At 57.5% G+C, this 23,697-nt stretch carries 23 protein-coding genes and 9 pseudogenes; 17 read left to right on the top strand and 15 right to left on the bottom strand.

Annotation, left to right across the window (positions count from 1 at the left end; translation table 11 throughout):
* Window positions 1-34: 34 nt before the first annotated feature.
* The 3 genes from ACWHXD_RS19685 to ACWHXD_RS19675 are packed head-to-tail and all read left to right on the top strand — an operon-like array spanning window position 35 to window position 1,784.
* The gene (locus tag ACWHXD_RS19685) at window positions 35-775 is read left to right on the top strand and encodes an SGNH/GDSL hydrolase family protein (protein ID WP_499084537.1); all 741 of its coding nucleotides are present in this window, start codon (window positions 35-37) and stop codon (window positions 773-775) included.
* Between the two features lie 59 nt (window positions 776-834).
* The gene (locus tag ACWHXD_RS19680; protein ID WP_499084536.1) at window positions 835-1,260 is read left to right on the top strand and encodes a cell wall hydrolase; all 426 of its coding nucleotides are present in this window, start codon (window positions 835-837) and stop codon (window positions 1,258-1,260) included.
* The gene (locus ACWHXD_RS19675; protein WP_499084535.1) at window positions 1,260-1,784 is read left to right on the top strand and encodes a lysis system spanin subunit; all 525 of its coding nucleotides are present in this window, start codon (window positions 1,260-1,262) and stop codon (window positions 1,782-1,784) included. The genes ACWHXD_RS19680 and ACWHXD_RS19675 overlap by 1 nt, the downstream gene beginning before the upstream one ends.
* Here ACWHXD_RS19675 and ACWHXD_RS19670 read toward each other — a convergent pair.
* Entirely contained in the window at window positions 1,765-2,124 is a 360-nt protein-coding gene (locus ACWHXD_RS19670; RefSeq protein ID WP_499084533.1) for a hypothetical protein, read from the bottom strand. The two genes, ACWHXD_RS19675 and ACWHXD_RS19670, sit on opposite strands and share 20 nt — an antisense overlap.
* A gap of 396 nt (window positions 2,125-2,520) precedes the next feature.
* Between ACWHXD_RS19670 and ACWHXD_RS19665 the strand changes: the two genes are divergently transcribed.
* Window positions 2,521-2,835, top strand: coding sequence for an enoyl-CoA hydratase-related protein (locus ACWHXD_RS19665; protein WP_139271928.1), 315 nt, complete (start codon window positions 2,521-2,523; stop codon window positions 2,833-2,835).
* Between the two features lie 33 nt (window positions 2,836-2,868).
* Here ACWHXD_RS19665 and ACWHXD_RS19660 read toward each other — a convergent pair.
* From ACWHXD_RS19660 to ACWHXD_RS19650, 3 genes and pseudogenes are all read right to left on the bottom strand, one after another.
* Window positions 2,869-3,120: pseudogene (locus tag ACWHXD_RS19660) on the bottom strand (transposase); the annotation flags it as partial.
* Window positions 3,121-3,495: 375 nt separating this feature from the next.
* A pseudogene (locus ACWHXD_RS19655) lies at window positions 3,496-3,966 on the bottom strand (DUF932 domain-containing protein); the annotation flags it as partial.
* 78 nt (window positions 3,967-4,044) lie between these two features.
* Entirely contained in the window at window positions 4,045-4,374 is a 330-nt protein-coding gene (locus ACWHXD_RS19650; protein WP_074059222.1) for a hypothetical protein, read from the bottom strand.
* A 301-nt stretch (window positions 4,375-4,675) separates the two neighbouring features.
* Between ACWHXD_RS19650 and ACWHXD_RS19645 the strand changes: the two genes are divergently transcribed.
* Window positions 4,676-4,834: a hypothetical protein gene (locus tag ACWHXD_RS19645; protein WP_019820975.1), complete on the top strand. Its 159-nt coding sequence runs from the start codon at window positions 4,676-4,678 to the stop codon at window positions 4,832-4,834.
* Between the two features lie 151 nt (window positions 4,835-4,985).
* Here ACWHXD_RS19645 and catA read toward each other — a convergent pair whose 3' ends face one another.
* The 4 genes from catA to benA form a co-directional block, all read right to left on the bottom strand.
* Complete coding sequence (gene catA, locus ACWHXD_RS19640; RefSeq protein ID WP_499084532.1) at window positions 4,986-5,924, bottom strand: catechol 1,2-dioxygenase; 939 nt, start codon at window positions 5,922-5,924, stop codon at window positions 4,986-4,988.
* A gap of 74 nt (window positions 5,925-5,998) precedes the next feature.
* A complete protein-coding gene (locus ACWHXD_RS19635; RefSeq protein ID WP_499084530.1) occupies window positions 5,999-6,127 on the bottom strand; it encodes a hypothetical protein in 129 nt (42 codons plus the stop codon).
* A gap of 103 nt (window positions 6,128-6,230) precedes the next feature.
* On the bottom strand, window positions 6,231-6,719 hold the full coding sequence (gene benB / locus ACWHXD_RS19630; RefSeq protein WP_499084529.1) for a benzoate 1,2-dioxygenase small subunit: 489 nt from the start codon (window positions 6,717-6,719) through the stop codon (window positions 6,231-6,233).
* Entirely contained in the window at window positions 6,716-8,080 is a 1,365-nt protein-coding gene (gene benA / locus ACWHXD_RS19625; protein WP_499084527.1) for a benzoate 1,2-dioxygenase large subunit, read from the bottom strand. Before benA ends, benB begins: the two co-directional genes overlap by 4 nt.
* Window positions 8,081-8,636: 556 nt before the next feature.
* Between benA and istA the strand changes: the two are divergent.
* From istA to istB, 9 genes and pseudogenes are all read left to right on the top strand, one after another.
* Window positions 8,637-9,242 (top strand): annotated as a pseudogene (gene istA / locus ACWHXD_RS19620) (IS21 family transposase); the annotation flags it as partial.
* A gap of 169 nt (window positions 9,243-9,411) precedes the next feature.
* Window positions 9,412-10,011: a site-specific integrase gene (locus tag ACWHXD_RS19615; protein WP_499084526.1), complete on the top strand. Its 600-nt coding sequence runs from the start codon at window positions 9,412-9,414 to the stop codon at window positions 10,009-10,011.
* A 65-nt stretch (window positions 10,012-10,076) separates the two neighbouring features.
* Window positions 10,077-10,673: pseudogene (locus ACWHXD_RS19610) on the top strand (tyrosine-type recombinase/integrase).
* Window positions 10,670-11,149 (top strand): site-specific integrase, encoded by a 480-nt coding sequence (locus tag ACWHXD_RS19605; RefSeq protein WP_499084525.1) that lies wholly within the window; start codon window positions 10,670-10,672, stop codon window positions 11,147-11,149. Before ACWHXD_RS19610 ends, ACWHXD_RS19605 begins: the two are co-directional and overlap by 4 nt.
* A 15-nt stretch (window positions 11,150-11,164) precedes the next feature.
* Window positions 11,165-11,659 (top strand): annotated as a pseudogene (locus tag ACWHXD_RS19600) (tyrosine-type recombinase/integrase); the annotation flags it as partial.
* Complete coding sequence (locus ACWHXD_RS19595) at window positions 11,583-12,101, top strand: site-specific integrase (RefSeq protein ID WP_499084524.1); 519 nt, start codon at window positions 11,583-11,585, stop codon at window positions 12,099-12,101. The pseudogene ACWHXD_RS19600 and the gene ACWHXD_RS19595, both read left to right, overlap by 77 nt.
* Window positions 12,047-12,661: a tyrosine-type recombinase/integrase gene (locus ACWHXD_RS19590; RefSeq protein ID WP_499084522.1), complete on the top strand. Its 615-nt coding sequence runs from the start codon at window positions 12,047-12,049 to the stop codon at window positions 12,659-12,661. The genes ACWHXD_RS19595 and ACWHXD_RS19590 overlap by 55 nt, the downstream gene beginning before the upstream one ends.
* An 85-nt stretch (window positions 12,662-12,746) precedes the next feature.
* Window positions 12,747-13,655: pseudogene (locus ACWHXD_RS19585) on the top strand (Mu transposase domain-containing protein); the annotation flags it as partial.
* Between the two features lie 20 nt (window positions 13,656-13,675).
* Window positions 13,676-14,176: pseudogene (istB, locus tag ACWHXD_RS19580) on the top strand (IS21-like element ISPsy14 family helper ATPase IstB); the annotation flags it as partial.
* A gap of 86 nt (window positions 14,177-14,262) precedes the next feature.
* On the opposite strand, the gene ACWHXD_RS19575 reads toward istB, so the two are convergent.
* The 3 genes from ACWHXD_RS19575 to ACWHXD_RS19565 are packed head-to-tail and all read right to left on the bottom strand — an operon-like array spanning window position 14,263 to window position 17,475.
* Window positions 14,263-15,288 (bottom strand): tyrosine-type recombinase/integrase, encoded by a 1,026-nt coding sequence (locus tag ACWHXD_RS19575; RefSeq protein WP_499084521.1) that lies wholly within the window; start codon window positions 15,286-15,288, stop codon window positions 14,263-14,265.
* Complete coding sequence (locus tag ACWHXD_RS19570) at window positions 15,285-16,256, bottom strand: tyrosine-type recombinase/integrase (protein ID WP_499084520.1); 972 nt, start codon at window positions 16,254-16,256, stop codon at window positions 15,285-15,287. The genes ACWHXD_RS19575 and ACWHXD_RS19570 overlap by 4 nt, the downstream gene beginning before the upstream one ends.
* Window positions 16,243-17,475, bottom strand: a complete 1,233-nt coding sequence (locus ACWHXD_RS19565; protein WP_499084517.1) for a site-specific integrase — start codon at window positions 17,473-17,475, stop codon at window positions 16,243-16,245. The genes ACWHXD_RS19570 and ACWHXD_RS19565 overlap by 14 nt, the downstream gene beginning before the upstream one ends.
* A gap of 156 nt (window positions 17,476-17,631) precedes the next feature.
* On the opposite strand from ACWHXD_RS19565, the pseudogene ACWHXD_RS19560 reads away from it, so the two are divergent.
* Window positions 17,632-17,896, top strand: a pseudogene (locus ACWHXD_RS19560) (ATP-binding protein); the annotation flags it as partial.
* A gap of 127 nt (window positions 17,897-18,023) precedes the next feature.
* Here ACWHXD_RS19560 and ACWHXD_RS19555 read toward each other — a convergent pair.
* Window positions 18,024-18,263: pseudogene (locus tag ACWHXD_RS19555) on the bottom strand (transposase); the annotation flags it as partial.
* Window positions 18,264-18,461: 198 nt separating this feature from the next.
* Here ACWHXD_RS19555 and ACWHXD_RS19550 point away from each other — a divergent pair.
* Window positions 18,462-19,487: an IS110 family RNA-guided transposase gene (locus ACWHXD_RS19550; RefSeq protein ID WP_141123344.1), complete on the top strand. Its 1,026-nt coding sequence runs from the start codon at window positions 18,462-18,464 to the stop codon at window positions 19,485-19,487.
* Between the two features lie 302 nt (window positions 19,488-19,789).
* On the opposite strand, the gene mobH is transcribed toward ACWHXD_RS19550, so the two are convergent.
* Complete coding sequence (mobH, locus tag ACWHXD_RS19545; RefSeq protein WP_499084515.1) at window positions 19,790-21,514, bottom strand: MobH family relaxase; 1,725 nt, start codon at window positions 21,512-21,514, stop codon at window positions 19,790-19,792.
* Window positions 21,515-21,738: 224 nt separating this feature from the next.
* Here mobH and ACWHXD_RS19540 point away from each other — a divergent pair, with 224 nt between their 5' ends.
* The gene (locus ACWHXD_RS19540; RefSeq protein WP_499084512.1) at window positions 21,739-21,933 is read left to right on the top strand and encodes a DUF7740 domain-containing protein; all 195 of its coding nucleotides are present in this window, start codon (window positions 21,739-21,741) and stop codon (window positions 21,931-21,933) included.
* 145 nt (window positions 21,934-22,078) lie between these two features.
* On the opposite strand, the gene ACWHXD_RS19535 is transcribed toward ACWHXD_RS19540, so the two are convergent.
* Both ACWHXD_RS19535 and ACWHXD_RS19530 read right to left on the bottom strand, forming a co-directional pair.
* Window positions 22,079-23,038 carry an ArdC family protein gene (locus tag ACWHXD_RS19535; RefSeq protein WP_499084511.1) on the bottom strand — a complete coding sequence of 320 codons (960 nt, stop codon included), beginning with the start codon at window positions 23,036-23,038 and terminating at the stop codon, window positions 22,079-22,081.
* Between the two features lie 136 nt (window positions 23,039-23,174).
* A complete protein-coding gene (locus ACWHXD_RS19530; protein WP_499084510.1) occupies window positions 23,175-23,504 on the bottom strand; it encodes a hypothetical protein in 330 nt (109 codons plus the stop codon).
* Window positions 23,505-23,697: the final 193 nt, after the last annotated feature.

Raw genomic sequence — 23,697 nt, 5'->3', positions numbered from 1 at the left:
AGGTACAATCCGCGCATTGAAAATGGAGAGTTTAATGCGCGGATTATTTTTATTACTGGCCTTGGTGCTTTCGTCATCGGCTTTCGCCGAAAAAAGCCAACTGGATGAGTCGGTATACTGCCCTAAGGCTGTGAAGGGTACTTACCGTATTTTATTTATTGGCGATAGCATTACTCGCCACGCAGTAAATCCAGGGACTATAAAAGACCTTAACTGGACTCACGTATCTGGAATGGCCGCGTCAACGCCGAAAACTGATTTTGTAAGCCTTCTGGTCTCAAAGATTTCTAAAGAACGAAAGCAGAAAGTAGTTGCTTGCTTTCACACGTATGGCGGTGGCGGATCAGTTGCAAGCAGAGTCGCAGGAATGCCGATGGTTCAAACCACAAGCCCTGACTTGGTTGTAATCCAAATCGGCGAGCATGACAGCGCTCTAAGCGATCCAGTCCTATTTCATCGCCAATACGCCACGCTTGTTCGAATGTCCAGAGCGTTGCCCAGCAACCCAAAGGTGATCGCTGTTGGACCATGGGCATTAGTGCCTCTCAACAAAAACGGGGAGTATTCTGACCCAGATGCTGCTGCGGTTGATCGAGAAATGTATAACGTCGCCATTGAAGAGTCGCTCGAGTATCTGTCGGTCCGGGATATCGCACAAATTCCCGAGGCGCATGGATATGGTACTGATGCTGGCGTGCAGTGGCACCCTAACGATCTTGGGCACGCAATGTACGCCGCCCGCTTGTTCAGACTCTATAAAGCAGTCGAGCAGTAAATAAACGAAAGCACCGAGCCCGGCCAGTGAGCCGGGCTTTTTTTCGCCTGGAGAAAAGCATGAACGCAACCGAGAAAGACCGGGACATCCTGGCGCGCACGCTGTACGGCGAAGCCCGCGGCGAGGGATTGGCCGGCCAGATCGCCGTGGCCTGGACCATCCGCAACCGTGTGTTCGACGGCAAGGCCAAGTCGTGGTGGGGTGAGGGCTACGCCGGCGTGTGCCTGAAGCCGTGGCAGTTCAGCTGCTGGAACCAGAACGACCCGAACTACGCCTACCTGAGCGGCGCCAAGCAGATCCCGGCTGCGCAGTTTGCCCAGGCCCAGCGTGCGGCTGATCAGGTTATGTCGGCTGCGGTACCGGATCCAACCGGCGGTGCCACGCACTACTACGCAACCACGATGCCCAAGGCCCCGGCCTGGGCGGCGAAGGCCAAGCAGACGCTGCGCCTTGGTCACCATGTGTTCTTCAAGGATGTGCCGTGATGACGCCGGTACAGAAGCTGATCGGCCTGGGGCTGGCAATCCTGCTGGCGCTGGGCATCGGATTTGGCGGGGCGTGGCAGGTTCAGGACTGGCGCCTAGGCAAGAAGCTGGCAGAGCGTATCGCGGAGCAGGGTGCCAGGCACCAGAAGGAATTGGATGCAATCACTGGCGAGGCCTGGCTTCAGCAGTCGGCCGAGCTGGATAAGCGCCTGGCCACCGAGGAAAAACTCGCGCTCCAGGACCAACAACACACAAAGGAATTATCAGATGAGCAACGCAAGCAAGCTATTGTCCGTGATCGCCTTGCCACTTCTGATTTGCGGTTGTCAGTCCTCCTCGAGGATTCAGCCAGTAGCTGCAACGTGCCTGCCGCCCCCGGCGCCGTCGGCGTGGTTTATGCAGCCCGTCGAGCCCAACTTGACCCAGCGCATGCGCAACGAATTGTCGCCATCACCGACGACGGGGATAACGCCATAATCGCGCTGCGCGCATGCCAGGCGTACGTCAGGGCTGTGGCTCCTTGAGTGCCCGCAGCTCTTCCAGCAATCGCTGGTTTTCCCTGAGAAGGTGGTCTCTCTGCTCCGTGATTATCGCCAACCCGTTTAGCTTGCGGCCCTGGCCTGAGTTTTCCAGGTTCAAGTCAGCAACTTGGGACAGTGCGGATTTCAGGGCGGCCTCGGCTTGATCCTTTCCGGTCATTAGCAGGTCATTCATCTGCACCAGCCCGGCGATATTTGCCCGCGCTCGACGCAGCATGCGCTCGGTCTGCACCAGTTCATCCACAAGGATCGAGCATTGGTGCTGGTACATCTCCAGCGGAGTGGGGCAGCCGAGCCAATCATCGGTGTCCATGTCTACGTTCATAGCGTGAATCTCAAGTACTGTATGTGCGTACAGTAATCGAGGTGGTGCAGGTTTGGGGAGTGGTGTTCGTCGGCAGGACGCCGGGGCGGGTGCGTGACATTTGCGTGACTCTCTCACGCGCTTGTAAGCTCTTGTGGGCATTCGATTGCAGCGAGCGCCAGTAAAAACGGCCATTTCACAAGGTCTTACGGTGTTACTGCGTGCATGGGGTGCTAGGGGTCGAGTGTTCGAATCACTCCGTCCCGACCATATTTATATTGAAAATCCAACTACTTAGCGGTGGTTGGATTTTTTTATAGGTTTTGGTTTTTGGTATAAATGAGTTTTGACCCCACTTTTTGCCCCACCGCTGATTTTTCCTCGGGGATTTTGAGAAAGTAGCGTTTCACATGTCCGATTTGCACTTCAGCCTGTTTGTTTGAACTGGTCGGTTTGGCTCAAGCCAAGAAAATCCTGTTCACAGGGCAAAGGCTGAACGCTGCTGAGGCGCAGAAGATTGGCCTGGTGGATGAGGTGTGTGAGGGGGAGTTAAGTCTGGCGCATCGGATGGGGCAGGTTCTCTCGGGCAATGCACCGAGGTCTATCAGTGGCGCCAAGACAATGCTCAACAGTCTGTGTGCTAATGTTGCCCCACTTGCTCCTGTTCAAGTGGCAGCAATCTTGGATCAGGCGGCAAGCAGTGAGGATTACGCATGTTTGGGAGTTAGCTGAGACTCAGCTCAGTTTCTAGGGGCTGTTGACGTTTCACATCGGTAGCCAGAGAAATCCGCAAGCCATGGCTACCACGCTTTCGTAATTTCGTTTCAGCTTGTCGTACCTAAACGCCACAGCCCGGTAATGTTTCAGACGCGTAAAGGCGTTCTCGACCAAGTGCCGGTAGAGGTAGAGACCCCTGTCCAAATCGGCACTTCCCTTGATCGAGTTGCTCTTTCGCGGGATCACCGAACGAGCGCCCTGAGCTTCGATTTGTTCGCGGATTCGCTCACTGTCATAGCCTCACCAGTAGCTGAAATGACGAGACTCTATGCGTCAAATAAGTCAGGCCCAAACACTTCGTAATGGATGTGCGTTTCGTTAACCCCGAGGTTCATCAATAAGTCATGCTGTATACGCATGAAGGGAATTGGCCCACAGATGTAGTAATCAGCATCTGGCAACAGAATTTCAACGCTGATGCCACGGGCAGCTGCTTCTCGGTCACCCAAAAATCAGCCTCGAAGAAGTTCGTACCCGCCGCGTTGAGGTGCGTGCGCTAGTCGCCCAAGGCATCAACGTCAATGGGCACTAGACGACGCTTGCCGTGCTCTGAGTAAAACTATCGTGCTGCGCCGAAGTAATGGCTAGAATCCAGGATGGCTTGAGCGGGCTACATGACACTGCTGACAGCGTACCGTCACAGGAGGTGGCTAGTAGAAGATAGCCATTCACCTGGTCGTTGCCCTTCAACGCCGTGCCTTGCCCAGTTCGGGCCAGAGCCCAAAACTTGCGACCGCCTTTGAGCACTCCAGCGGTTTCCAGCTCGTAGCCCGAGACCTCAGTCAGATCCCGGTAGAACTCCAGCACCTCGCGGGGCTGCACAACCTGGTAACGATTGGAAACCACCGACAAGGGGGCCTTGGTGTCGGAGCGGTACAGTACCTTCTGTTCCGGAAAGGAATGAATCGTGCCTAGATTGCCGACAGTGTCGGCCTTGAAGTGAACTGGACTTTCCTGAATCTGCCAGTTCATGCCAGCTTCGCGCTGCCAAACTTCCAGCGGTTGTTTTTGCGTCAGGCGGTTACCCAGCAGACCATGCCAAGGGGTACCGCCAATGTATGCCATTTGTTCGACGAAATGAGCCATGGGAGTGATTCCTTTGGGTGCGTACCGGCATAAATGCTGCGCATCGCGCAGCACTGGCCGAAGAATTTTGTAAGAGGATTAGGCTGGTAGGTTGAAGCGATGATTACAGGCGAGGCAGAGGTTGTTGGTGAACACATGGCGATCGAGTTTTTCGCCAAGCTGAGCACCGAGGGCGCAGCCGCCTGCACCTCCAGCGAGCCCGCCGAGGATGGCACCAGAGACTGTGCCCAGGGTGATGCCAAGCGGGCCGGCAATAGCGCTGACAGCAGCTCCCATCTGGCCTCCTGCCAGAGCGCTGCTCGCACCACGAGCGGCTCCGCCGACGGTTCCAACAGCTGCCCCAATCTTCATGGCTGTTTGTAACGATGCGATCTTGGGGGAGTTACACAGAGGACATTGCAATGACATGGTTCTGAGTTCCATGGGGTGGATGTCATGGCAGTGATGTAGGACTGAATTTTTTTTGAGTCAAATCGTAATTGGGCTCTATGACGATAAGGTGCAGCAATCGGCCAGATGCGTACACTGGTCACCTTGATGGCCACTCGATACTATTTATGTGTCTCAACGAGCGGCGAGCCAAAGGATAGGCAGCCGCCGCCAAAGTTACGCAGCAGGGGCAGGCGTCGATTGACATCAGCGGTCGGCGCATTCGGAAAATTTACTCGGGTAATACCTTGGGCGACGATGCTACATCTACGATGAGTGCATGAGCAGTGGCTATGCGCTTTTGGGCTGGGGTGATCAGGTGGGCTTCACCGGTTGTAAAGATTGGCAAGCCATACATCAACGCTTTGTTGAGGCCGGCTACAAGCTTGCCCCGGATACCTACAGCATCACGGCGGAAGCTTTTTTTGCTGAAAGTTAAACCAAGCAGACAAAAAATAAGTGGCTCGAAGGGGTTACCGATGACCGCCCAGGCATCAGCCCCCCCGCTTTAAACCAGCCTCAATAAAGCTGAACGAAAGGAGCTGGGCCGCGGATTAATTGCTAGCCCAACTCCCCGTCAGACAGATGACTCAGCCCTCTTGCAAGGCTCTTGGACGATTGCTGCGTTGTTCGGCTTCAGGGCTCGGCGCACGTTGCAACTGGAAGTCGAATTCAAGTTCAGCGTGATGCCCCACGATGCCAAGCTGTTCGGCCTGTGCACTACCCTCAACAAAGTTCACCTGACCGACCAGACCATCACGGGTGGCATAGGCAAAGTCGTCCCACAGGTACTTGTCCCCGGAGAGGTTGATCTGAGTCGTCAGATGACGGTGGCCTGGCGCAGAGATGAAGTAATGAATATGCGCCGGCCGCTGACCATGGCGGCCCAACTGGTCCAGGCATTCCTGGGTCGGACCCTGAGGGTTGCAGCCATAACCCGACGGTACGATGGAGCGTGCCCGATAGCGGCCTTCGGAATCGGTGACGATACGGCGACGCAAGTTGTACTCCGACTGACGCGAGTCGAAGTAGGAGTAAGCCCCTTGGGTATTGGCGTGCCAAACGTCAACCACAGCACCCGGCACAGGATTGCCATCGGCATCGCGCACCACGCCTTGCAGAAACATCGCAGTGGCGACACCATCTTCACTGCCGTCATCCATCCGGGCTTGTCCTTGGGACAGCGGAGCACCGGCCACATAGAGAGGACCTTCGATCGTACGCGGAGTACCACCGACAAGACCAACCTGCTCATCCTTGGCATCTTGAAGCAAGTCCAGGAAGTGCTCGATACCTAGGCCTGCCACCAACAAGCCTGCCTCGTTATTGCCTCCCAAGCGATTCAGATAGTCAACCAGTACCCAAAACTCGTCATCGGTGACGTCCAGGTCCTCGACGATTTTCGCGATTTCATTGACGACCCGAAACATCAGCTGCTTCAGGCGCGGGCTGCCTTGGTCATTACCCAAGCCGCTCACTTCCTTGAAGAAGGCCTGGACTTCGGGAGTATGGGTAATCTTCACGTTCATGCTGGTCAACCTCTCTTATCGGTCTTATGAATCAACGGTTTTTTCAATACTGGCCAAACGTCAACAGCGCTGACTCATGTCACGGGTGGGTATTGAGCCCAGGTCACCACCACCCAGCCGGCATCGGCCACGGTTTGATTAGGCGCGGCATCGATGAAACGGGTAATCCCGCCCTCAAAGCTCAATGCAATCTTGTGGTTCATGGCGACCTCGCAGAACCGCATTCAAAATGCCAATTCCGCAGTTGGCGGCATGCAGCAAAACGGCATGACACCCAGCGAAGACAACAGCTGAATACGGCCTCATTCACATGTGATAGATATCGATGACCTGGCGAACGTAGTCGTTCTTCAGTACCACTTTCTTGGCCTTGATCAGCGGCTGTTCGCCACTGACATCCAAGGTGTAGAAGCAGGTGCCGAAGTAGCTGTCGACCGTCTTGTAGCGAAAACTCAGGGTGTGCCAGTTGAAACGTACCCGGCAGGTACCTTCGCCATGCTCGATGATCTCGATATTGCTCAAATTATGTGAGGTACGGGTGTCGGGAATGCTGGCACTGGAGCGCTCGGTTTTGATCCGGAACACCCGATCTTCGAGACCCTCACGGCTCCCGTACCAGATCAACGAAATTTCTTTCTGCGGATCTTGTGTCAGCTCGTCATCGTCGTCCCAGGACGGCATCCAGAAACTCGCATCGACGGCGTAGAGTTCCAGCCAGTTGTCCCAGTCCTTGTCGTCCAGGTAGCGCGCTTCGCGGGAGAGGAAGTCGCACACTGTTTCGTAGGAAACGCTCATTGTGCCTCCTCCAACCGAATCAACCGGGACTGCTCGGCCGCTAGCGCCTTGAGCATGGTTTCCTGCCAGTACTTGTGTTGCAACACAAACAGGCCTTCGTCTTCGGTGCGTACGCCGCTGAGCAACGGATGCAGGTCGATTTCGCGAGCAGCATCGTCGGCGCCTTCAACCCAGTGTTCGGCGCCACGGGACATGTCGTTCCAGGCGGTCGTACTGCCCTGATAGCCCATCTGGCAAGACCGGAACTCTTCCAGGTCATCGGGCGTGGCCATGCCACTGACGTTGAAGAAATCCTCGTACTGGCGAATGCGCTTGGAACGAGCGTCGTCGCTCTCGCCTTTGGGCGCGATGCAATAAATGGTGATTTCGGTCTGGTTGACCGAGATCGGCCGGGCGATACGGATCTGCGAGCTGAACTGATCCATCAAGTACACGTTGGGGTACAGGCACAGATTGCGCGAGTTACCGATCATCCAGTCAGCGCGAGCCTGTCCGAAGCCACCGACCAGCTCATCGCGACGCTCGTACAACGGACGGTCTTCCGGGTTCGCCCAACGGGTCCACAACAGCATGTGACCTTTATCGAAGGAATAGAAACCACCCCCATTCTTGGCCCAACCGCCGGCGCTCATCGTCGGGTTGTTGTCGCCCGCCAGGCGCTCCTTGCGCTGGTTCTGGGTAGCCGCGTAGTTCCAGTGCACGGAACTGACGTGGTAGCCATCAGCACCGTTTTCGGCGGTCAGCTTCCAGTTCCCTTCGTAGATGTAGCTGGACGATCCGCGCAGCACTTCCAGGCCATCGGCGGATTGATCGACGATCATGTCGATGATCTTCGCCGACTCTCCGAGATGCTCGGCCAAAGGAACCACATCAGGGTTCAGGCTGCCGAACAGAAAGCCGCGATAGGACTCGAACCGCGCGACCTTGGTCAGGTCGTGGGAGCCTTCGCAGTTGAAACTCGACGGGTAGCCCGCTTCGGACGGATCTTTGACCTTGAGCAGCTTGCCGGAGTTGTTGAAGGTCCAGCCATGGAACGGGCAGGTATAGGACGCTTTGTTGCCGGTCTTGTGTCGGCACAACATCGCTCCGCGGTGACTGCAGGCGTTGATGAAGGCGTTGAGTACACCATCCTTGTTCCGCGCGATAAAGATCGACTGACGGCCCATGGTGGTGGTGTAGAAATCGTTGATGTTCGGGACCTGGCTCTCGTGGGCCAGATAGAGCCAATTGCCCTCGAAAATGTGCTTCATCTCGAGATCGAACAGGCGAGGGTCGGTGAACATTTCCCGCTTGCAGCGGTAAACGCCTTTTTCACGGTTTTCTTCAAGCAAAGAATTGAGATACTCGATGCCGATGGACATGGTCTGAGACTCCATTGTTGTTATTAGGTATCCACAGCGTGGAGAGTCGGCGGGCCGGCCAATATCCTATCCGTGCAGACCTGTATCCGTTTCATGCAGCTCCAGGAATCCCAGAGTGAAGCGAATAGTGATGAGTTTCACTTGGTAGGTGGAAAACCATAGGATCAGCTTCAACATTGATTTGAATCAATAAAACGACACGGACGGTGGTGTAAACAGCGCATCAACCTTGTGGGGATGCAGTTTTATGCACGAGTCCAACCAGACAGCCCGAATTATCTGCAACGATCGTGAGCTAGCCGATCAATTGCGCCAACTGTTGGTTCACATTGGGGATTCCATGCGCACTTGGACACCCATTCCACGAACACTTGGACAGCGATTCCACGCTGACTTGGACACTCATTCCACGGCCACTTGGACACTGATTCCACGAGCACTTGGACAGTGATCTCTCACTGATCCGACCCAAGCTCAGGCAAGCAGCAACGCAGGATTATTCACTACCATCGACCTCTTTTCTCGAAGCGAAGAGGTCGTCGTGGAGCGTATATCCATGCGTAAAATCCGAGAGGTACTACGCCTAAAGTTCGACGCCGGCCTGTCCGTGCGCAAAATTGCTACCAGCCTGCGCATTAGCAGCGGCAGTGCCGGCAATTACCTGCACCGCTTCAACGCTTGCGGGCTGACTTGGCCCACGCAGTTGTCGGACGCCGAACTGGAGCGATGTCTGTTCCCGCCAGCGCCGACGGTTCCCAGCGATCAACGTCCGATGCCGGACTGGGCTCATGTCCATGCCGAGTTACGTCGCCCCGGCGTCACCTTGGCCCTGCTCTGGCAAGAGTATCGGCTCACCCATCCGCAAGGCTTCCAATACAGCTGGTTCTGCGAGCACTACCGCCTCTGGGCTGCCAAGGTCGACGTGGTCATGCGCCAGGAACACCGTGCTGGCGAAAAGCTGTTTGTCGATTACGCCGGCCAGACCGTGCCGGTCATTGATCGGCGAACCGGCGAGATCCGCCAGACGCAGATCTTCGTCGCCGTCCTCGGCGCGTCCAGCTACACCTTCGCCGAGGCCACCTGGTCGCAGAAACTGCCTGACTGGCTGGGCTCGCACGTACGCTGCTTCGCCTTTTTCGGCGGTACATCGCAGATCCTGGTCTGCGGTTATGTGGCGCGCCACATAATCCGGCTTATGTTCCCTTCGCCGTTATGTGCCCGGCGCGGGCGTTTGGCCGTACCTGAAGGCGACTGTGCCGGTAAACGCCACATAACGTTTCACCTTAGTCGGATGATGACCTTCCACCCTGTTTCCTGGAATGGAGGTTGTCATGCTGGAACATTATTTCTTGAAACCGCAAACCGTCGATCGGATTCGCGGCAATTGGCTTGGCTCGGCAATCGAGCGTTACGTGGAGTGGCTGGAGGAGGAAGGCTATGCCGTTCGAAACGTCTATCGGCGCCTGCCCATGCTGTGCCATTTTGGCCAATTCTCCCAAGAGCACGGTGCCCAAACCCTGACACAGGCTGCAGCCTTGGTCGATGACTTCGCCCAGCATTGGCTCAGCGAACATGCGAAAGCAGGCGTGAGCAAGGAGGCCAGGGTCAAGATAGAGGAAGATGCCCGCAATCCGGTCAACCAGATGCTCAGGCTGGTCCTTCCCGAGCACCACGGCGGGGGCCGTCACCCGCAGCCTGAGCCATTTCTGGCAGAAGCCCCCGGGTTCTTTGCCTACTTGCGCGAAGAGCGTGGTCTCAAAGAGACATCGGTTCGACACTACCGGCACTATCTCAACCGCTTTGCGGCATTCCTTGCCCGACAAGAGGTGACATCGCTCAAACAGCTTTCGACCGCAATCCTGGCCGCTTTCGTTGTTGATAGCGCGCCCGAGCTCTCCCCCAATTCGCGCGTGGCCTGTGCGCAGTGTTGAAGGTGTTTCTGCGCTACTGCCAGCGGGAGCAGATTCTGACGCATGACCTCAGCCAGGCCGTCGAGATGCCTCAAGCCTATCGGTTGGCCGAGTTGCCGAGATCGATCAGTTGGGACGATGTCCGGCGGATGCTGGCCGTGGTCGATAGACGAACAGTGCGCGGCCGCCGGGACTACGCGATCTTGCTGTTGCTTGTCACCTATGGGCTGCGCGCCCACGAAGTCGCATCGCTCACCCTGGACGACATTGATTGGCAGCGTGACCGGTTGCAAGTACCGCAGCGCAAGGCTGGCCACTGGACAGCCTATCCGTTGGCCAACGTGGTCGGAACGGCCATACTGGAGTATTTGCAGCATGGACGGCCGCAGACCGCGGATCGGCATCTATTCTTCCGTACTCTGGCCCCCAGACTGCCACTGCGCGCCAGCGCCATCTCGTAGAGAGCAGGATTCTATCTGCGCCAAACCGGGATCACGGTACGGCGGGCAGGCGCCCATACGCTCCGGCACACCTGCGTCCAGCGCCTCGTCGACGCAGAATTTTCGCTCAAGGTCATCGGCGACTATGTTGGGCATCGCTCCCCATCATCCACTGAAATCTACGCCAAGGTCGCCACCGAAGCTTTGCGTGAAGTCGCTCTTGGCGATGGGGAGGCGCTATGAATACCCCTTTGGTTCCTGTCGGCGCCTCGGTGCATCAAGTGATCAATGCTTTCCTGACCTACAAGCGCTCTCTCAATCGCAAGTACAATACGGAAGAAGCCGCCCTGCACCTGCTGGAGCGATTTCTGGCCACCTCCGGAATCGAGGATCTGGCGGCCGTGACCACCCAGGACATCGAGCGCTTCCTCGCATCCCGCCCGCGATCAAGGCCTCGTAGTTACAACCATCTGCTTGGCGTACTGCAGCGCTTCTTCGGCTGGCTGGTGATGCAGGAGCTGATGACGAAGATGCCGGTGAGCGCTGGCCCGCGGCGGAACACCGGGCAACGCATCCCGTATATCTTCAACCTCGTCCAGGCACGTCGGCTGCTGGAAACGGCACGGCAGTTGCCCGATCGTCCAAAAGGCCGGCACCGCGGCTTGATTTATGAAACCGTGTTTGCGCTGCTTTACGGCCTGGGGCTGCGGGTTGGGTAAGTTGCTCGGCTCAAGGTCGGTGATGTGGACCTGTCCTGCGATGTGCTCATGATCCGGCAGACCAAGTTCGCAAAGGATCGCCTTGTACCGTTTGGCCCGCATATGGCAGCGCGGTTACAGCGCTATCTCGCCGAGCATTTTGGCACCTCGCCTCCCGATGCAACCCAGCCCCTGTTAGGCTTCACTCAGGGGCAGGCAGTGAGTTCGGGCACCATCAGTCAGACCTTTCACGCACTGGTGCCGAAACTGGCGCTGGAAAGTCGGCCTGGCGTCGCTGCGCCAAGGCTCCATGACCTACGTCATTCCTTTGCCGTCGGCACCTTGTTGCGTTGGTATCGGGAAGGGATTGATCCCAACCGCCGACTGCTTCACCTGGCCACTTTCCTCGGGCATGTCGATCCGGCCTCGACCGCCGTGTATCTGACGATCACGAGTGAACTTCTGGGGGAGGCCAGTGCACGGTTCAGGGACTACGCGCACCTGTCACCACCGGCCGGAGAACAGCCATGAACGAGCTCGGTACGGTGGTCAGGTCCTTCTTCGAGGACATCTGAAGGTGCAGAAAGGTCTGCGCCCCAGCTCGATCCGCAGCTATCGTGATGTCCTGAAACTGTTTCTCAAGCAGACTGCAGATCGGCGTCAATGTCCCATCACCCGCCTCAAACTCACGGATCTGGTGCCGACGAGGTGCTCGCTTTTCTCCGAAGCCTCGAGGCGCAGCGCGGCAACCAAGTGCGCACCCGCAATCAGCGGCTGGCCGCGCTACGCACCTTCTTTCGCTACCTTGCAAGTCGTGCACCGGAGATGCTGGCCGAGGCAGAACGGGTTGAGGCCATTCCCACCAAGCGCTGTCCACCACCACCGACCTATTACCTCGAGCGTGACGAAGTTGATCAATTGCTCGCGGCGATTCCGACGACGGCCGCCGGTCTGCGCGATCGCGCCATCCTGACCTTGATGTACAACACCGGCGCCCGAGTGCAGGAAATCGCCGATTTGCGCGTCCAAGATATCGATCTCGATGGCACTCATCGAGTGAGGCTCCACGGCAAGGGGGACAAGTGGCGCGCCTGTCCGATTTGGCCCGAGACCGCACAGTTGCTCAAGCAGCTCGAGTCGGTCCATGAAGGTAAACCCGACGCCCCATTGTTCTATTCTCGGCTTCACGCCCCCCTGACACGCTTTGGCCTGTACAAGCTCGTCAAACGGTACGCGGCGAATCTACCGCAAGCCTCACCCAATAGCGGCGAGGCTCGGCGCATCTCTCCGCATGTGTTCCGGCATACCGCAGCGATGCACCTGCTTGAGGCCGGAGTTGAAATCAACGTCATTCGGGCCTGGCTGGGTCACGTCGGTCTGGAAACGACGAACCGTTATGCTGAGATCAACATCCGGACCAAGGAGGCTGCCGTCGCCCTGTGCGCTCCACCCGATCAATCCTCGGCGGCATTTTCCCAAGCAGGCGCTTGGCACCGGGACGTCGACTTGCTGAAATGGCTCGATTCCCTTTGATTCTTATGTGCCCCTCGGCTCGAGCGCCACCCATCATTCCTGGGGCTGCCGAGCCAGTGCCACATAACGGCGAAGGGAACATAAACCGGACAATCTGCGCAGCGGCGTCACCAAGGCGCATCGCTACGAGCCGGATATCAACCCCAGTTACCGCGATCTCGCCGAGCATTACGGCGTAGCCGTGCTGCCCGCGCGCTCGCGTAAACCCAAGGACAAAGCCAAGGTTGAAGTCGGCGTACAGGTCGTCGAGCGGTGGATCCTGGCGGTGCTGCGCAACCGCCAGTTCTTCTCCTTGGGCGAACTCAACACAGCCATCGCGCTGCTGCTGGATCGCCTCAATCAGAAGCCCTTCAAGAAGCTGCCCGGCTCACGCCGCTCGGCCTTCGAGACCATCGACCAACCCGCACTGCAACCGCTACCAGAACATCCGTATGTCTACGCCGAATGGAAAAAGGTGCGGGTGCACATCGACTACCACGTCGAGGTCGACGGCCATTACTACTCGGTGCCGTACCAGCTGGTAAAACACCAACTCGAAGTGCGGCTAACCGCGAAGACCGTCGAGTGCTTCCACGCCAACCAGCGTGTGGCCAGCCATCTGCGCTCGCCGCACAAAGGCCGCCACACCACCCAAACCGAGCACATGCCCAAAAGTCACCGCGAACATGCTGAATGGACGCCGCAGCGACTGATCCACTGGGCTGAGCAGACCGGGCCGAACACCGCTGGTGTCATCGCTCATATCCTCGAACGCCGAATCCATCCGCAGCACGGCTTCCGCGCCTGCCTGGGGATCCTGCGCCTGAGCAAACAGCACGGCGAAGAGCGGCTGGAAGCCGCTTGCCAGCGAGCGCTGGCACTGGGCGCGTGCAGCTATAAAAGCCTGGAATCGATCCTGCGCCAAGGGCTGGAACGGCTGCCGCTTGCCCAGCAAAACCTGCCGTTACTGCCCGAAGAACACATCAACCTGCGCGGCCCTGGCTACTACCACTGACCTGAAAAAGGAGCACCAAAATGCTGCCCAACCCGACACTCGACAAGCTACAAACCCTGCGCCTGCACGGCATGATCAAGGCGCTTGGCGAACAACACGCAACGCCTGACATCAACGATCTTAGCTTCGACGAACGCCTCGGTCTGATGGTCGACCGCGAGCTGACCGAGCGCGAAGACGCACGCCTGACTACTCGTCTTAAGGCCGCACGACTGCGCCATAACGCCTGCCTGGAAGACATCGACTACCGCAGCCCGCGCGGCCTGGACAAATCTCTGATCCTGCAACTGGGTAGCGGCCAGTGGCTGCGCGACGGCCTGAACCTGATCATCGGCGGCCCAACTGGCGTAGGCAAAACCTGGCTCGCCTGCGCGCTGGCTCATAAGGCCTGCCGCGACGGTTACAGCGTGCGTTATCTGCGCTTGCCGCGCTTGATGGAAGAACTAGGCCTGGCCCACGGCGACGGCCGCTTCGCGAAACTGATGGCGGGTTATGCCAAGACCGACTTGCTGATCCTGGACTTATGTTACGTACCCCGTTATGTGGAGTTGAGCAGCAAACATGGCGCGTTGCGCCGACTCCAACCGCCCAAACTCCACATAACCACTCACAGCCGTTTCAGCCAATCGACCACATCGACCGCGGCCGGCGACAGATGGCCGGCACGTGGCGACGCCAACACGTCGGGGAACACCTGGGCAAGCGCTTGGCGTTTGATGTCCAAATCCACCCGGGCATAGACCATGGTCGTGTTCAGCGTCGCATGGCCCAGCCACTGGCTAATTGTGGCGAAGTCAACGCCAGCCTTGAGCAAATGAACCGCTGTGGCGTGTCGAAGCGAATGCGGATGAAGTCGCTTCTCTCGCATGGTGTTGGCCACCGGTGTGCCCGCTGCCACATATTTCTTGAGTAGGTAGCGAACACCGAACCGCGTGAGCTTGGCACCGTGGTGGTTGGTGAACAGAAACGCCTCCGGCGCGATGGTCTGTGCCGACTGCTGAGCCAGTTCCCGCAGCAGCGCCGCGGTATGCGGCCAGATGGGGCATAAACGAATCTTCCCGCCCTTGCCACGCAGACGTACTTGGTGCGGCGGCTCGGTTCTCACGTCGCGTACCTGCAGATCGAGTACCTCCTGCACGCGAGCACCGGTATTGAACATCAGCGCAAACAACGCATAGTCGCGCCGCCCCGAGTCGGTAGTGCGATCAATGCTATTGAGCATTGCGTCGACTTCATCAGACTCGAAATACGCTATTGGTGCGCTGCGGGCGCCGCGCTTGAATGGCAGCCCAAGCACCCGCTGCAACTCGGCTAGATGCTCCGGGTGTTCGCTGGCCAGGAATCGGGCAAAGGTGTGGATAGCCGCCAGCCGTGCATTGCGCGTCGCAACACCATTGTGACGCTCCTGTTCCAAATGCGTCAGGAATTGGCTGACCTGCTCTGCCGTAAAATCGTCGAGTTCCAAATCCTCGACGCCCCGTTTGCTGCGAGCCGAGGCAAATCGCAAGAACAGCACGACGGCATCGCGATAACTGCGAATCGTGTGCAGGCTCATGCCACGGAGCTCGGGCAGATATTCCCGGAAGAAGTGCGTGATGCAATTGCCAAGCGAGTTGGGCCGAGCGGGCTTCATGGCGCACCTCCAGCAATCAAATGGCCGAAGTGGGTCTGGAAGCGATCACTGGCCGCTGCCGCAATATCCGGCATCCAACGCAGGTAATAAGCGGTAGAGACGATCGACACGTGCCCCATATAAAGCGCTAGTTTCGGCAAGTTGGATTGCACATCGGCGCCTTGCCGATACCAACGCAGCAGTGCCTGGACGGCAAAGCTATGCCGAAAGTCATGAATCCGCGGCCGTCGGCCATCGCTACTGTGAACATCTGCAGCTTGGAATAGCGTTTGTATGCCACCTCTTATCCCTGTCCCCGTATAGCCGCGCAAGCCTCTGGCGCAGTTGCACAGCAAGGGAGAATTCGGCGTGATGCTGAAGGGCGGCGCCAGCCGCTGCTTGAGATAGGCGCGCAGCTCACGATGGGCGTCCTGCGATAGTGGAACGAAGCGGGATTTGTGGAACTTCGATTCGCGGATATGCAATACGCCTTTCGCCGAATCGGCATCGGCCAGGGTCAGCCGTAGCAGTTCGCCGCGACGTAGTCCTGCGGTATAGAGGAGCACGACGGCCAGCTGCAGGACCGCTGGCCGCAGAGGCGAGGTGGGCACCGGACCCAATTGCTCGGCAGCCGCGAGCATACTCGCGACCTCGCTCGAACCGAAGATGACGGGAGTAACAGCGGGACAGGGTCGCGGAAAGTGGTTGGGGTCGGGCACAAAGCACTGCGGTTCGGTGCGCTGTCGATACAGACAAAAGTTGCGCACGATGCGCTGCCGTTTGCGTCGCCCCGTGGCGCTAAGCCCGGCGTGCGTGTTGCACCACCCAAGGAAGCGATCGTAGTCCAGATCCGTACATGTCGCCGCCACCAGAAACTGGCGGACCGACGCGAGGACACGCTCTTCATTTCCATAAGCTCGACCAAGCGATCGCCGAAGTTGCAGATAGCGCGCAATGGTCAAGTCGAGTGAGGTCTCAGTGGGGAACATGGTGGTCTCCCTTCTGCGCAGCATGCCGGCATGGAAGGGGTAGTGCCACGTCACGTAACGACTCGGTTTGCAGCCGAAGGTAAACGCAGGTGCTTTCCAGCGAGCGATGCCCAAGCAAATCGCCGATCGCCTTGACGCCCACACCGCGCTCAAGCAGTCGCATGGCGAAAGCGTGGCGCAGGCAATAGGAAGAGCTGCCATCGAGCGGCAGTCCGCTTTGCCGCGCGCGCTTCTCGTAGAGTTCGCAGACCGCATAATGCTGTATCGGAGCCAGCGGTGTTCTTACACGCAGGAACAATTCCGGCCGAGTGCTGCCAGGCCGACCGCAATGCAAATACCGCTTGAGCAGGCGCAGTGTTGGATCGGATAGCGGCAGGATCAAATTCGAGCGGGTCTTACGCTGATCGACACGCAACGTTCGGGCTGTCCAATCTATCGATGCCACGGTGAGCGCCACGATCTCCGATGGCCGCAATCCGTAGTAAGCCATCAAGTGCAGGATGGCGTAGTCGCGCCAGCCGGCTTTGCTGTTGCGATCGACTGACTGCAATAGTTGCTGCACCAAATGCCAGGCAAGGGCACGCGGCGGGGCTTCGCCGCGATAGGTGCGCGGCGTGTCGATCGTATAGAGGCGCTCCCGGAGATGGCCGTGGTCGAAGCAGTAGCGGAGAAAGGCACGCAATCTGGCGATGGAATGCTGCAGGCTCTGGCGCCTGATCAGTTGGCCCTTGGTAATGACAAACTGTTCTACGGCCAGCGCCGACAGATCCAGAAGCGCCGCCTCGTGTGGCACGGACTGCGTCAGAAAGTCGGCAATGGTCGAGATATGCTGGCTTACCGTCGGCGGCGCCAAGCCGCGAACCTCAATAAGGTGATGGCGGTATGCCTTGAGTAGCGGGGCAAACCGATCGACATCGGGTTCTACGGTCAGAAGCCTGCGAGCAGCCAGGAAGCGTTCAAAGGCACGCCGGGTAGCACGGTATCGAGGTCGCGTTCGGACCGAAGTGAATATCGTATCGAGCCGGTGTACCGAGAAATTGGCATCCGGTGCGATCGATTCGACGCGCTCAAGCACCAGTTTAAGTCTGCGAACATGGTGGCAAGTGGGACTGCGTGCGTAGCCGACGGACATTAGCCAGTCCGCAAAGCCTTCGAGCCAGCAGCCAACGGGCGACTCGATATAGCGCCGATGTGTCTTGGGGAAGATTCGAGTGAGCATGATGTCCTCCATTGCGTTCGATGGAGAAATCCACGCTACCCCTGGGACTAGTTATGTTGAGTACGGACGCTCCAAAGTCAGACCAATGGCGGGCTGGAAGTCGCTACTCCACATAACGGGGTGCGCAACATAAGTCCAGTAATGTTGAGCTCAACATTACTGGACGACTGGGGCCTGGCACCGTTTACCGCTCAACAACGGCGCGACATGCTGGAACTGCTGGGCGACCGCTACGGGCATCGCTCGACGCTGGTGACCAGCCAGATGCCGGTGGACAAATGGCATGCGCTGATCGGCGATCCGACCTTGGGCGATGCGATCCTCGACCGGCTGGTGCACAACGCTTACCGGATCGAACTGAAGGGCGAATCGATGCGCAGGCGCTCGACGAAAATTGACGGCAACGGGGACTTCAGACTAACAATGCGAACCTGCGTCGCTGCGCTCCGACTGCCTGTCCAAGTGGACGTGGATCAGGTGTCCAAGTGAGCATGGAACGAGTGTCCAAATGATCGTGGGCTGAGTGTCCAAGTGTCGTGGAATCCGCAGAGGGACTCTTCCATCGCCGGGTCGCTGTAGCCGAACCAGTTTTGCATCAGATGAACCCGCAGCATGGCCATCAACGGATACGCCGGACGACCGCCTTCACCCTTCGGATAATGCGGCTCGATCAACGCAATCAGGCCTTTCCAGGGCACGACCTGATCCATCTCAATCAGGAAACGCTCACGGCGGGTCTGCTTACGTTTGCCTGCGTACTCGGCATCAGCGAAAGACATTTGCTTCATCGGGGCTCAACCGTTCAGTTCGTGGGACAGGCGTATTTCACCAGATTTGGAAGTCTTTTTCAGATGGTATGGACGCCTCCCCCCGGCAGCGGGCCGACCGCCGCACTGTGCACGACAAGCGGATCTCGCGGCCCCGATATACAAGTGTCAAAGTAACGCGTGTGAACAGCAAGAACACCTCTAACAGGAGGATCCACCATGAAACAGAGTGTGATTGGTATGGACATCGCCAAGAAGGTTTTCCAACTGCATACCGTCGATCAGCGCTCCGGAAAAATCGAACGTTTCAAGCTGCGGCGTGAAGAGGTTTTGGCGTTTTTCGCCGAGCGTCAGCCCTACTTGGTAGCGATGGAGGCTTGTGGCAGTGCGCACTGGTGGGCGCGCCAGCTTCAGCAGTTGGGGCATGAGGTGCGCTTACTGGCTCCTCGCTCGGTACGCCCATTCGTACTCAGGAACAAGACCGATGCGGCTGATGCCCAAGCGATATGGACAGCAGTGCAGCAGCCCGACGCCCACCAAGTCGCAATCAAACAAGCTGATCAGCAGGCCATCCTCTCGCTGCACCGCATCCGCGCTCAACTGCTGAAATTTCGCATTATGCAAAGCAATGCATTGCGCGGCTTGTTCTATGAGTTCGGGATTGTGTTGCCGGAAGGCTACACCCCGCTGACCAAGGCGGTGCCTAACGCCTTCGTCGATGCGGAAAATCAAGTACCCCATGTGCTGTTGGAAAGTCTGCGCGAGCAGTGGGCACGGGTAATCCGGCTGGACGAAGAAATCCAAGCGATTGAACTCCGTTTGAAACACTGCATGCGTGAGCGTCTCGATTGTCAAAAAATTGCAGAAATCCCCGGAGTAGGCTTGTTGACGGCCACAGCCGCAGTTGCCTCGCTGGGCGATGCCAAAACCTTTCGCTCCGGTCGGCAGTTTGCCGCTTGGGTGGGACTGGTTCCTCGACAGACAGGCACAGGTGGTCGAGTTCGGCAACTGGGGCTGAGCAAGCGCGGTGACACCTATCTGCGAACACTGTTTATGCATGGTGCCCGCTCAATCATTGCCAGGGGGCAGAAGTCTGAGTGGGTTGAGCGCTTGCTTGCCAGGCGACCGTATAACGTGGTGGTGGCCGCAGTTGCCAATAAACTCGCGAGAACCGTTTGGGCTGTGCTGGTCAAAGGCTCCCGATATCGCGCAGAACTCTTTACGGCATGCCCTGTAGGGCATTGAAAAAGCTTATAGACAAAAGGCTTCACAAGGAGCGCACGCGGTAGATACGTGATGGCGAAATAGGTCAGACCGTGACGAGGTAAACCTGGTAGGGAATATGAGCTATGGGCACACCATCAGCTCGATTTTCAGATGAGGGCCTCGTCAGCGGATTCCATCAGGGCCAGTAGGCTTGTCGGCCTGCACAAACAGGCCGGATATAAGACTGCTCCTACCTATACGTCAGCATGACTACCCCATTGAGCTTCGGGAGGCGTCCATATAAGTTTCCTTAGGTTTTCTCATTTGTTGTTGGGCAATTTTTAATCTCTTAGTGTCAAAAATGGATTGTCCACCAGAGTTTGATCGATGGCTAAGTATGTGTCGTGTAATAAATAACCTTTAAGGGTTCCATTTTTTCTCGGTCCCCTCACGTCGCAGGTCCAGATATTAAGGCCTTCAGGTTTTTTTTGATGTGCCTTCAATTTTTCAAAGTTTCTTTGAACGCTTCTCCATGTGTTTTCATGTTTTTCGTTTGGCTCATCGGCAACCCCAGGAAACTCCTGAACATAGCGTTGAAAAATGCCTGGGGTCACGAGAAACACAGCCCCCTTCACTATGTGCACCTTCGCTTTGCTGTCGTTGATGATCAACTTATGGCTCTGCATACCTTCCTTGACCCAATCCAAGAAAGCTTGGCCAGGGTTCTCCGAAGGGGGATTTGAGCTTTCGAGAGTTCTTTCTGATGGTGCTTCACTGGTCCTGGGCTCCACCGATTCGAACATGTCCAGCAACGTTCCGAGGTAGTCGGCATCCTCCATCGCCAGTGGATCGGGTTGCGATGGACTTTGAGTCGAGCTTGGGCTGACAACCTCGGACGATACTGGTGATGCCGGTTTGTTAGTCGACTGGTCCTCGACGGCCACGTTCACCGTGCCGCTGAAAGCTTCGGGGCGATCTTCGCTCCCCCAAATCAACGCCGGTTGAAGCCGGAGAAAAGTGAAACTCTGCCGCCAATCGCCCTGTGCCACCAGTGCGCTCCAGATGGCTTTGCCTTCCGGAGTGGACTCGACCAGCCCATGGGATTGCAGCTCGTCGAACACCGCGATATTGGACGAGGGGATGCCCTCGATCGACTGCGACAGCAGATACGCCCGCAACTTGTCGGTGACGACCTTGCTGACCAGCCACAGAGCGTCCTGAGTCAACCAACCCGCGGCACCCGGCTGGTTGAGTTTCAGTTCGCGTTGAACCAGATGCCGCAGTCCGCTGATCAAGTGATGCTGCAGGGCATGAATCGGCGCTTGCTGCGCCTTGCTTGCGTTGCCACCGATGTTCTGTGCGGTGGAGACCCGGTCGGCCTGAATGACCAACTCGCCCAGCACGCCGGCATGCTCGTACTGACCGGCTAGGACATACAGCAAGCTGGCCCACAGCGACGGAAATCCACTGAGCCAATCGAGAATCGGCCGGTCGAGAATCTGGGTGTAGAGCAAGCCGGCGGCGGCGCCGTGCAGGTGGTAGTCCCGACCCTTGAGGTAGCGAAAACGGTAGGGCTGATCCAAGGAACCCTGCCAAGGATGCCAAACACAGCCATCCTGGCGTTCGACCCGCAGGTCCACGGCGATCTTGCCGATGTCATGCAGCAGGGCACCATAAGCGATTCCGGCGGACCAGGCATCAGTCTGGGCGGCTTGGTCTTCGGGCGCGGCGCCGGTCGGAAGCAGATAAGACTGACGCAGTTTCAAACTACAAGCGACCAGTTCCAGTCCATGGTCGAGCATGCCGCCGAGATACGCATGGTGGTGCGCTTCACTGGCCGGGAGCTGCTGGACCTGTTCGGCGTAGCGCTGGATCGGCTGCAAGTAGAGCTGATTGAATTGCGCGTGGGAGAGGGCGGTGTACTGCCAGATGCGATCGAGCAACTGGCGGCGGTGCTCCGCGGCTAACAGGGTGTGGGCGGACTCGATGGGCAGGTAGCCTTCGGCGACGCTCACGGTCGGCGGCGGAGGGGGCTTCTGCTTTTTGTGGCGAAACAGACTGAACATCGTGACCTCCGGGAAGTGGCTGGGTCAGTGGCCTTTTAGCCTTTTCGGATAGAGCTCTTACCCTTGACTCCCCATTCCCTTCCAACCCTTACCCGTCCTTTTGGCTCGTGTCTCTTTGTGCGGCAATCGGAATATCGATACTGCAACGCATCGTTTTGTTGGGGGGGCTGGTACGAAAAAGAAAAGAGTCGGTACACTGCGGTGCATATTTTTTGGGTCTTGCCATGAACCTCACTGACGCCACGCTCGTGCTGCTGCTCGCGGCACGTATCCATGGGACCGACGAAGCCGTCAGGGCCTCGGCGAAGAGCGTGGTCAAGAAGTTGCCGCGCAGTAAACGCGATCTGATCTACAAGGTGATCGATAGCCAAAGCCCGCTCGAGCTGGTGGATTTTCTGGCGCAGAACTTGGATGACTAACCGCTAACCGCTAACCGCAAGCGCGTGACCATCTATTGCCCATTGTGTCAGGGTCCCGTAACGCGAGGCCCTCTGTGGTTCAGGGTAGAAAAAGGGCCCAACTCGCGTTGGGCCCTGTGAAGCGGTTGTAGCGGTGAGATCACGGTTAAGCTTCATCGTTCATGCACAGCGGGTCATCCAAGACCGCTGGTTTCAATGGCCGCTCCAGGTTGAACACATACTCTGATGCCGTTCGGGCTTGGCCACTGGCCCGAAAGATCGCGCGCTTGTCTGCCTTGAGCAGGCTGAGCCAGGACTCAATGTAACCCTCATGGCGCAGCTCTCCCTGAATGCCGCAATGAGCGCACAAGAATGCCGCCCCCATTTCAGCCACCAGTTCCTCGAAGGCATAACCTGGCGTACCGAATGGGCTAGGTGAAACCACCCCTTTGCGTTGCAGACGCGAGGCATGTCCGGTCCAGTGCGTCAGCTCATGCAACGCGGTGGCGTAGTAGCCGCATTCGTCGTGAAATTGGGCTTTTGTGGGCAGTTGGATGAAATCCCTGAGCGGGTGGTAAAAGGCTTGGTCGGCAGATCGATGAACGATCTTGGCACCAGACAGTAACAGCAGATTTTCTGCAGCGCTGTTGGCCTGAAAAGGATCGCTAGGCTCCGTTTCGATCAGGGTTTCATTGAAGGCTCTGAGCTCCTCCGTTTGCTCGATATTGAACAGGAAATGCGTCCGAAGAATGCCAAAGTGAGCGACCTTGGGCTCACCATTCTCATCGAGAACGGGTTGGCCTGATTCAGTCTGTTCTTCGCGTTCCATCGGCTTGTAAAGAACTGCCAGGGTGCTGTGCTCACCCTTACGGATGTGCCCACCGGCTTTTTTGGCTTGGTTGAAGGTCAGCCAACGATCTTGCGTGAATCCCTGCAACCGGGCCTCGGCCCAGAGCAACGGTAAATTGATACCCGAATAGGGACGATGCGTGATTGCATTGATGGGGTAGGGTTGATGACCGATGTAAGCTGAGCCACTTGAGGACCAGGGTTTGATCCAGGGCGCAACGCCTTGGTCCAAAGCGGTCACGATCTTGTCAGTCACGTCTTGGTAGATATCGCGCATGGCATTTTCCTCGAGAGAAAACGGAGGAACGCCTTGCCCGTCGGGGAGGGTTCCCCGGTGGGTGGTGGGTTGGATTGATGCAGGACTTGCATGCCGTCTGAGTGTGGATCTGAGTGCCGAGTACGGCCGTATGCGTTTAGCGTTGATGTTCTCCTGCAAGCGCTATCAGCAAGGCGCCAGGCTGACCTGGTTCTTGGAGTAGGCTGAGACTCAATCGCAGCAACGGGTCGTGGGCTAAGTGATCTGTTGGTTCAATGTGGACTACATCGAATAGCACATAGGGCTCGTGTGGATAGGCTAGGTGGGCTTCGAAGGCTGCGAGCAATACGTCGCTCAGCCGATCGACCTGCAGCTTCTCAGGATGACCTGAGCGCTCGAGTAGTACTGCGCGTTGCCACGCGCCAGGAGTGAACACAATGGGCAACCGAAGGGTGTTCAGAGCTTCCGGTGTAAGTGAGTTGGACATGGTTTGCCTCCGTTGAAAGCACGAAGAAACCTGTCCCGTGGAGGAAGAATTTCCCCGCAGTGGGTTGAAGAAAAACAAGAAGGTTTGCCTGGCGAGCAGAGCTCGAAAGGCGCTCAGGAGAGCAGTAGGCGTTCATCACCGTAGAAACGGTCACCGTGCGAGCTACCGAACGCTAATCGCACTTGGGGACAAC

The organism is Pseudomonas fjordensis (genome assembly GCF_976987115.1).
Note: the sequence above shows the minus strand (reverse complement) of the source record. Positions and strands in the feature narration are given on the sequence as shown.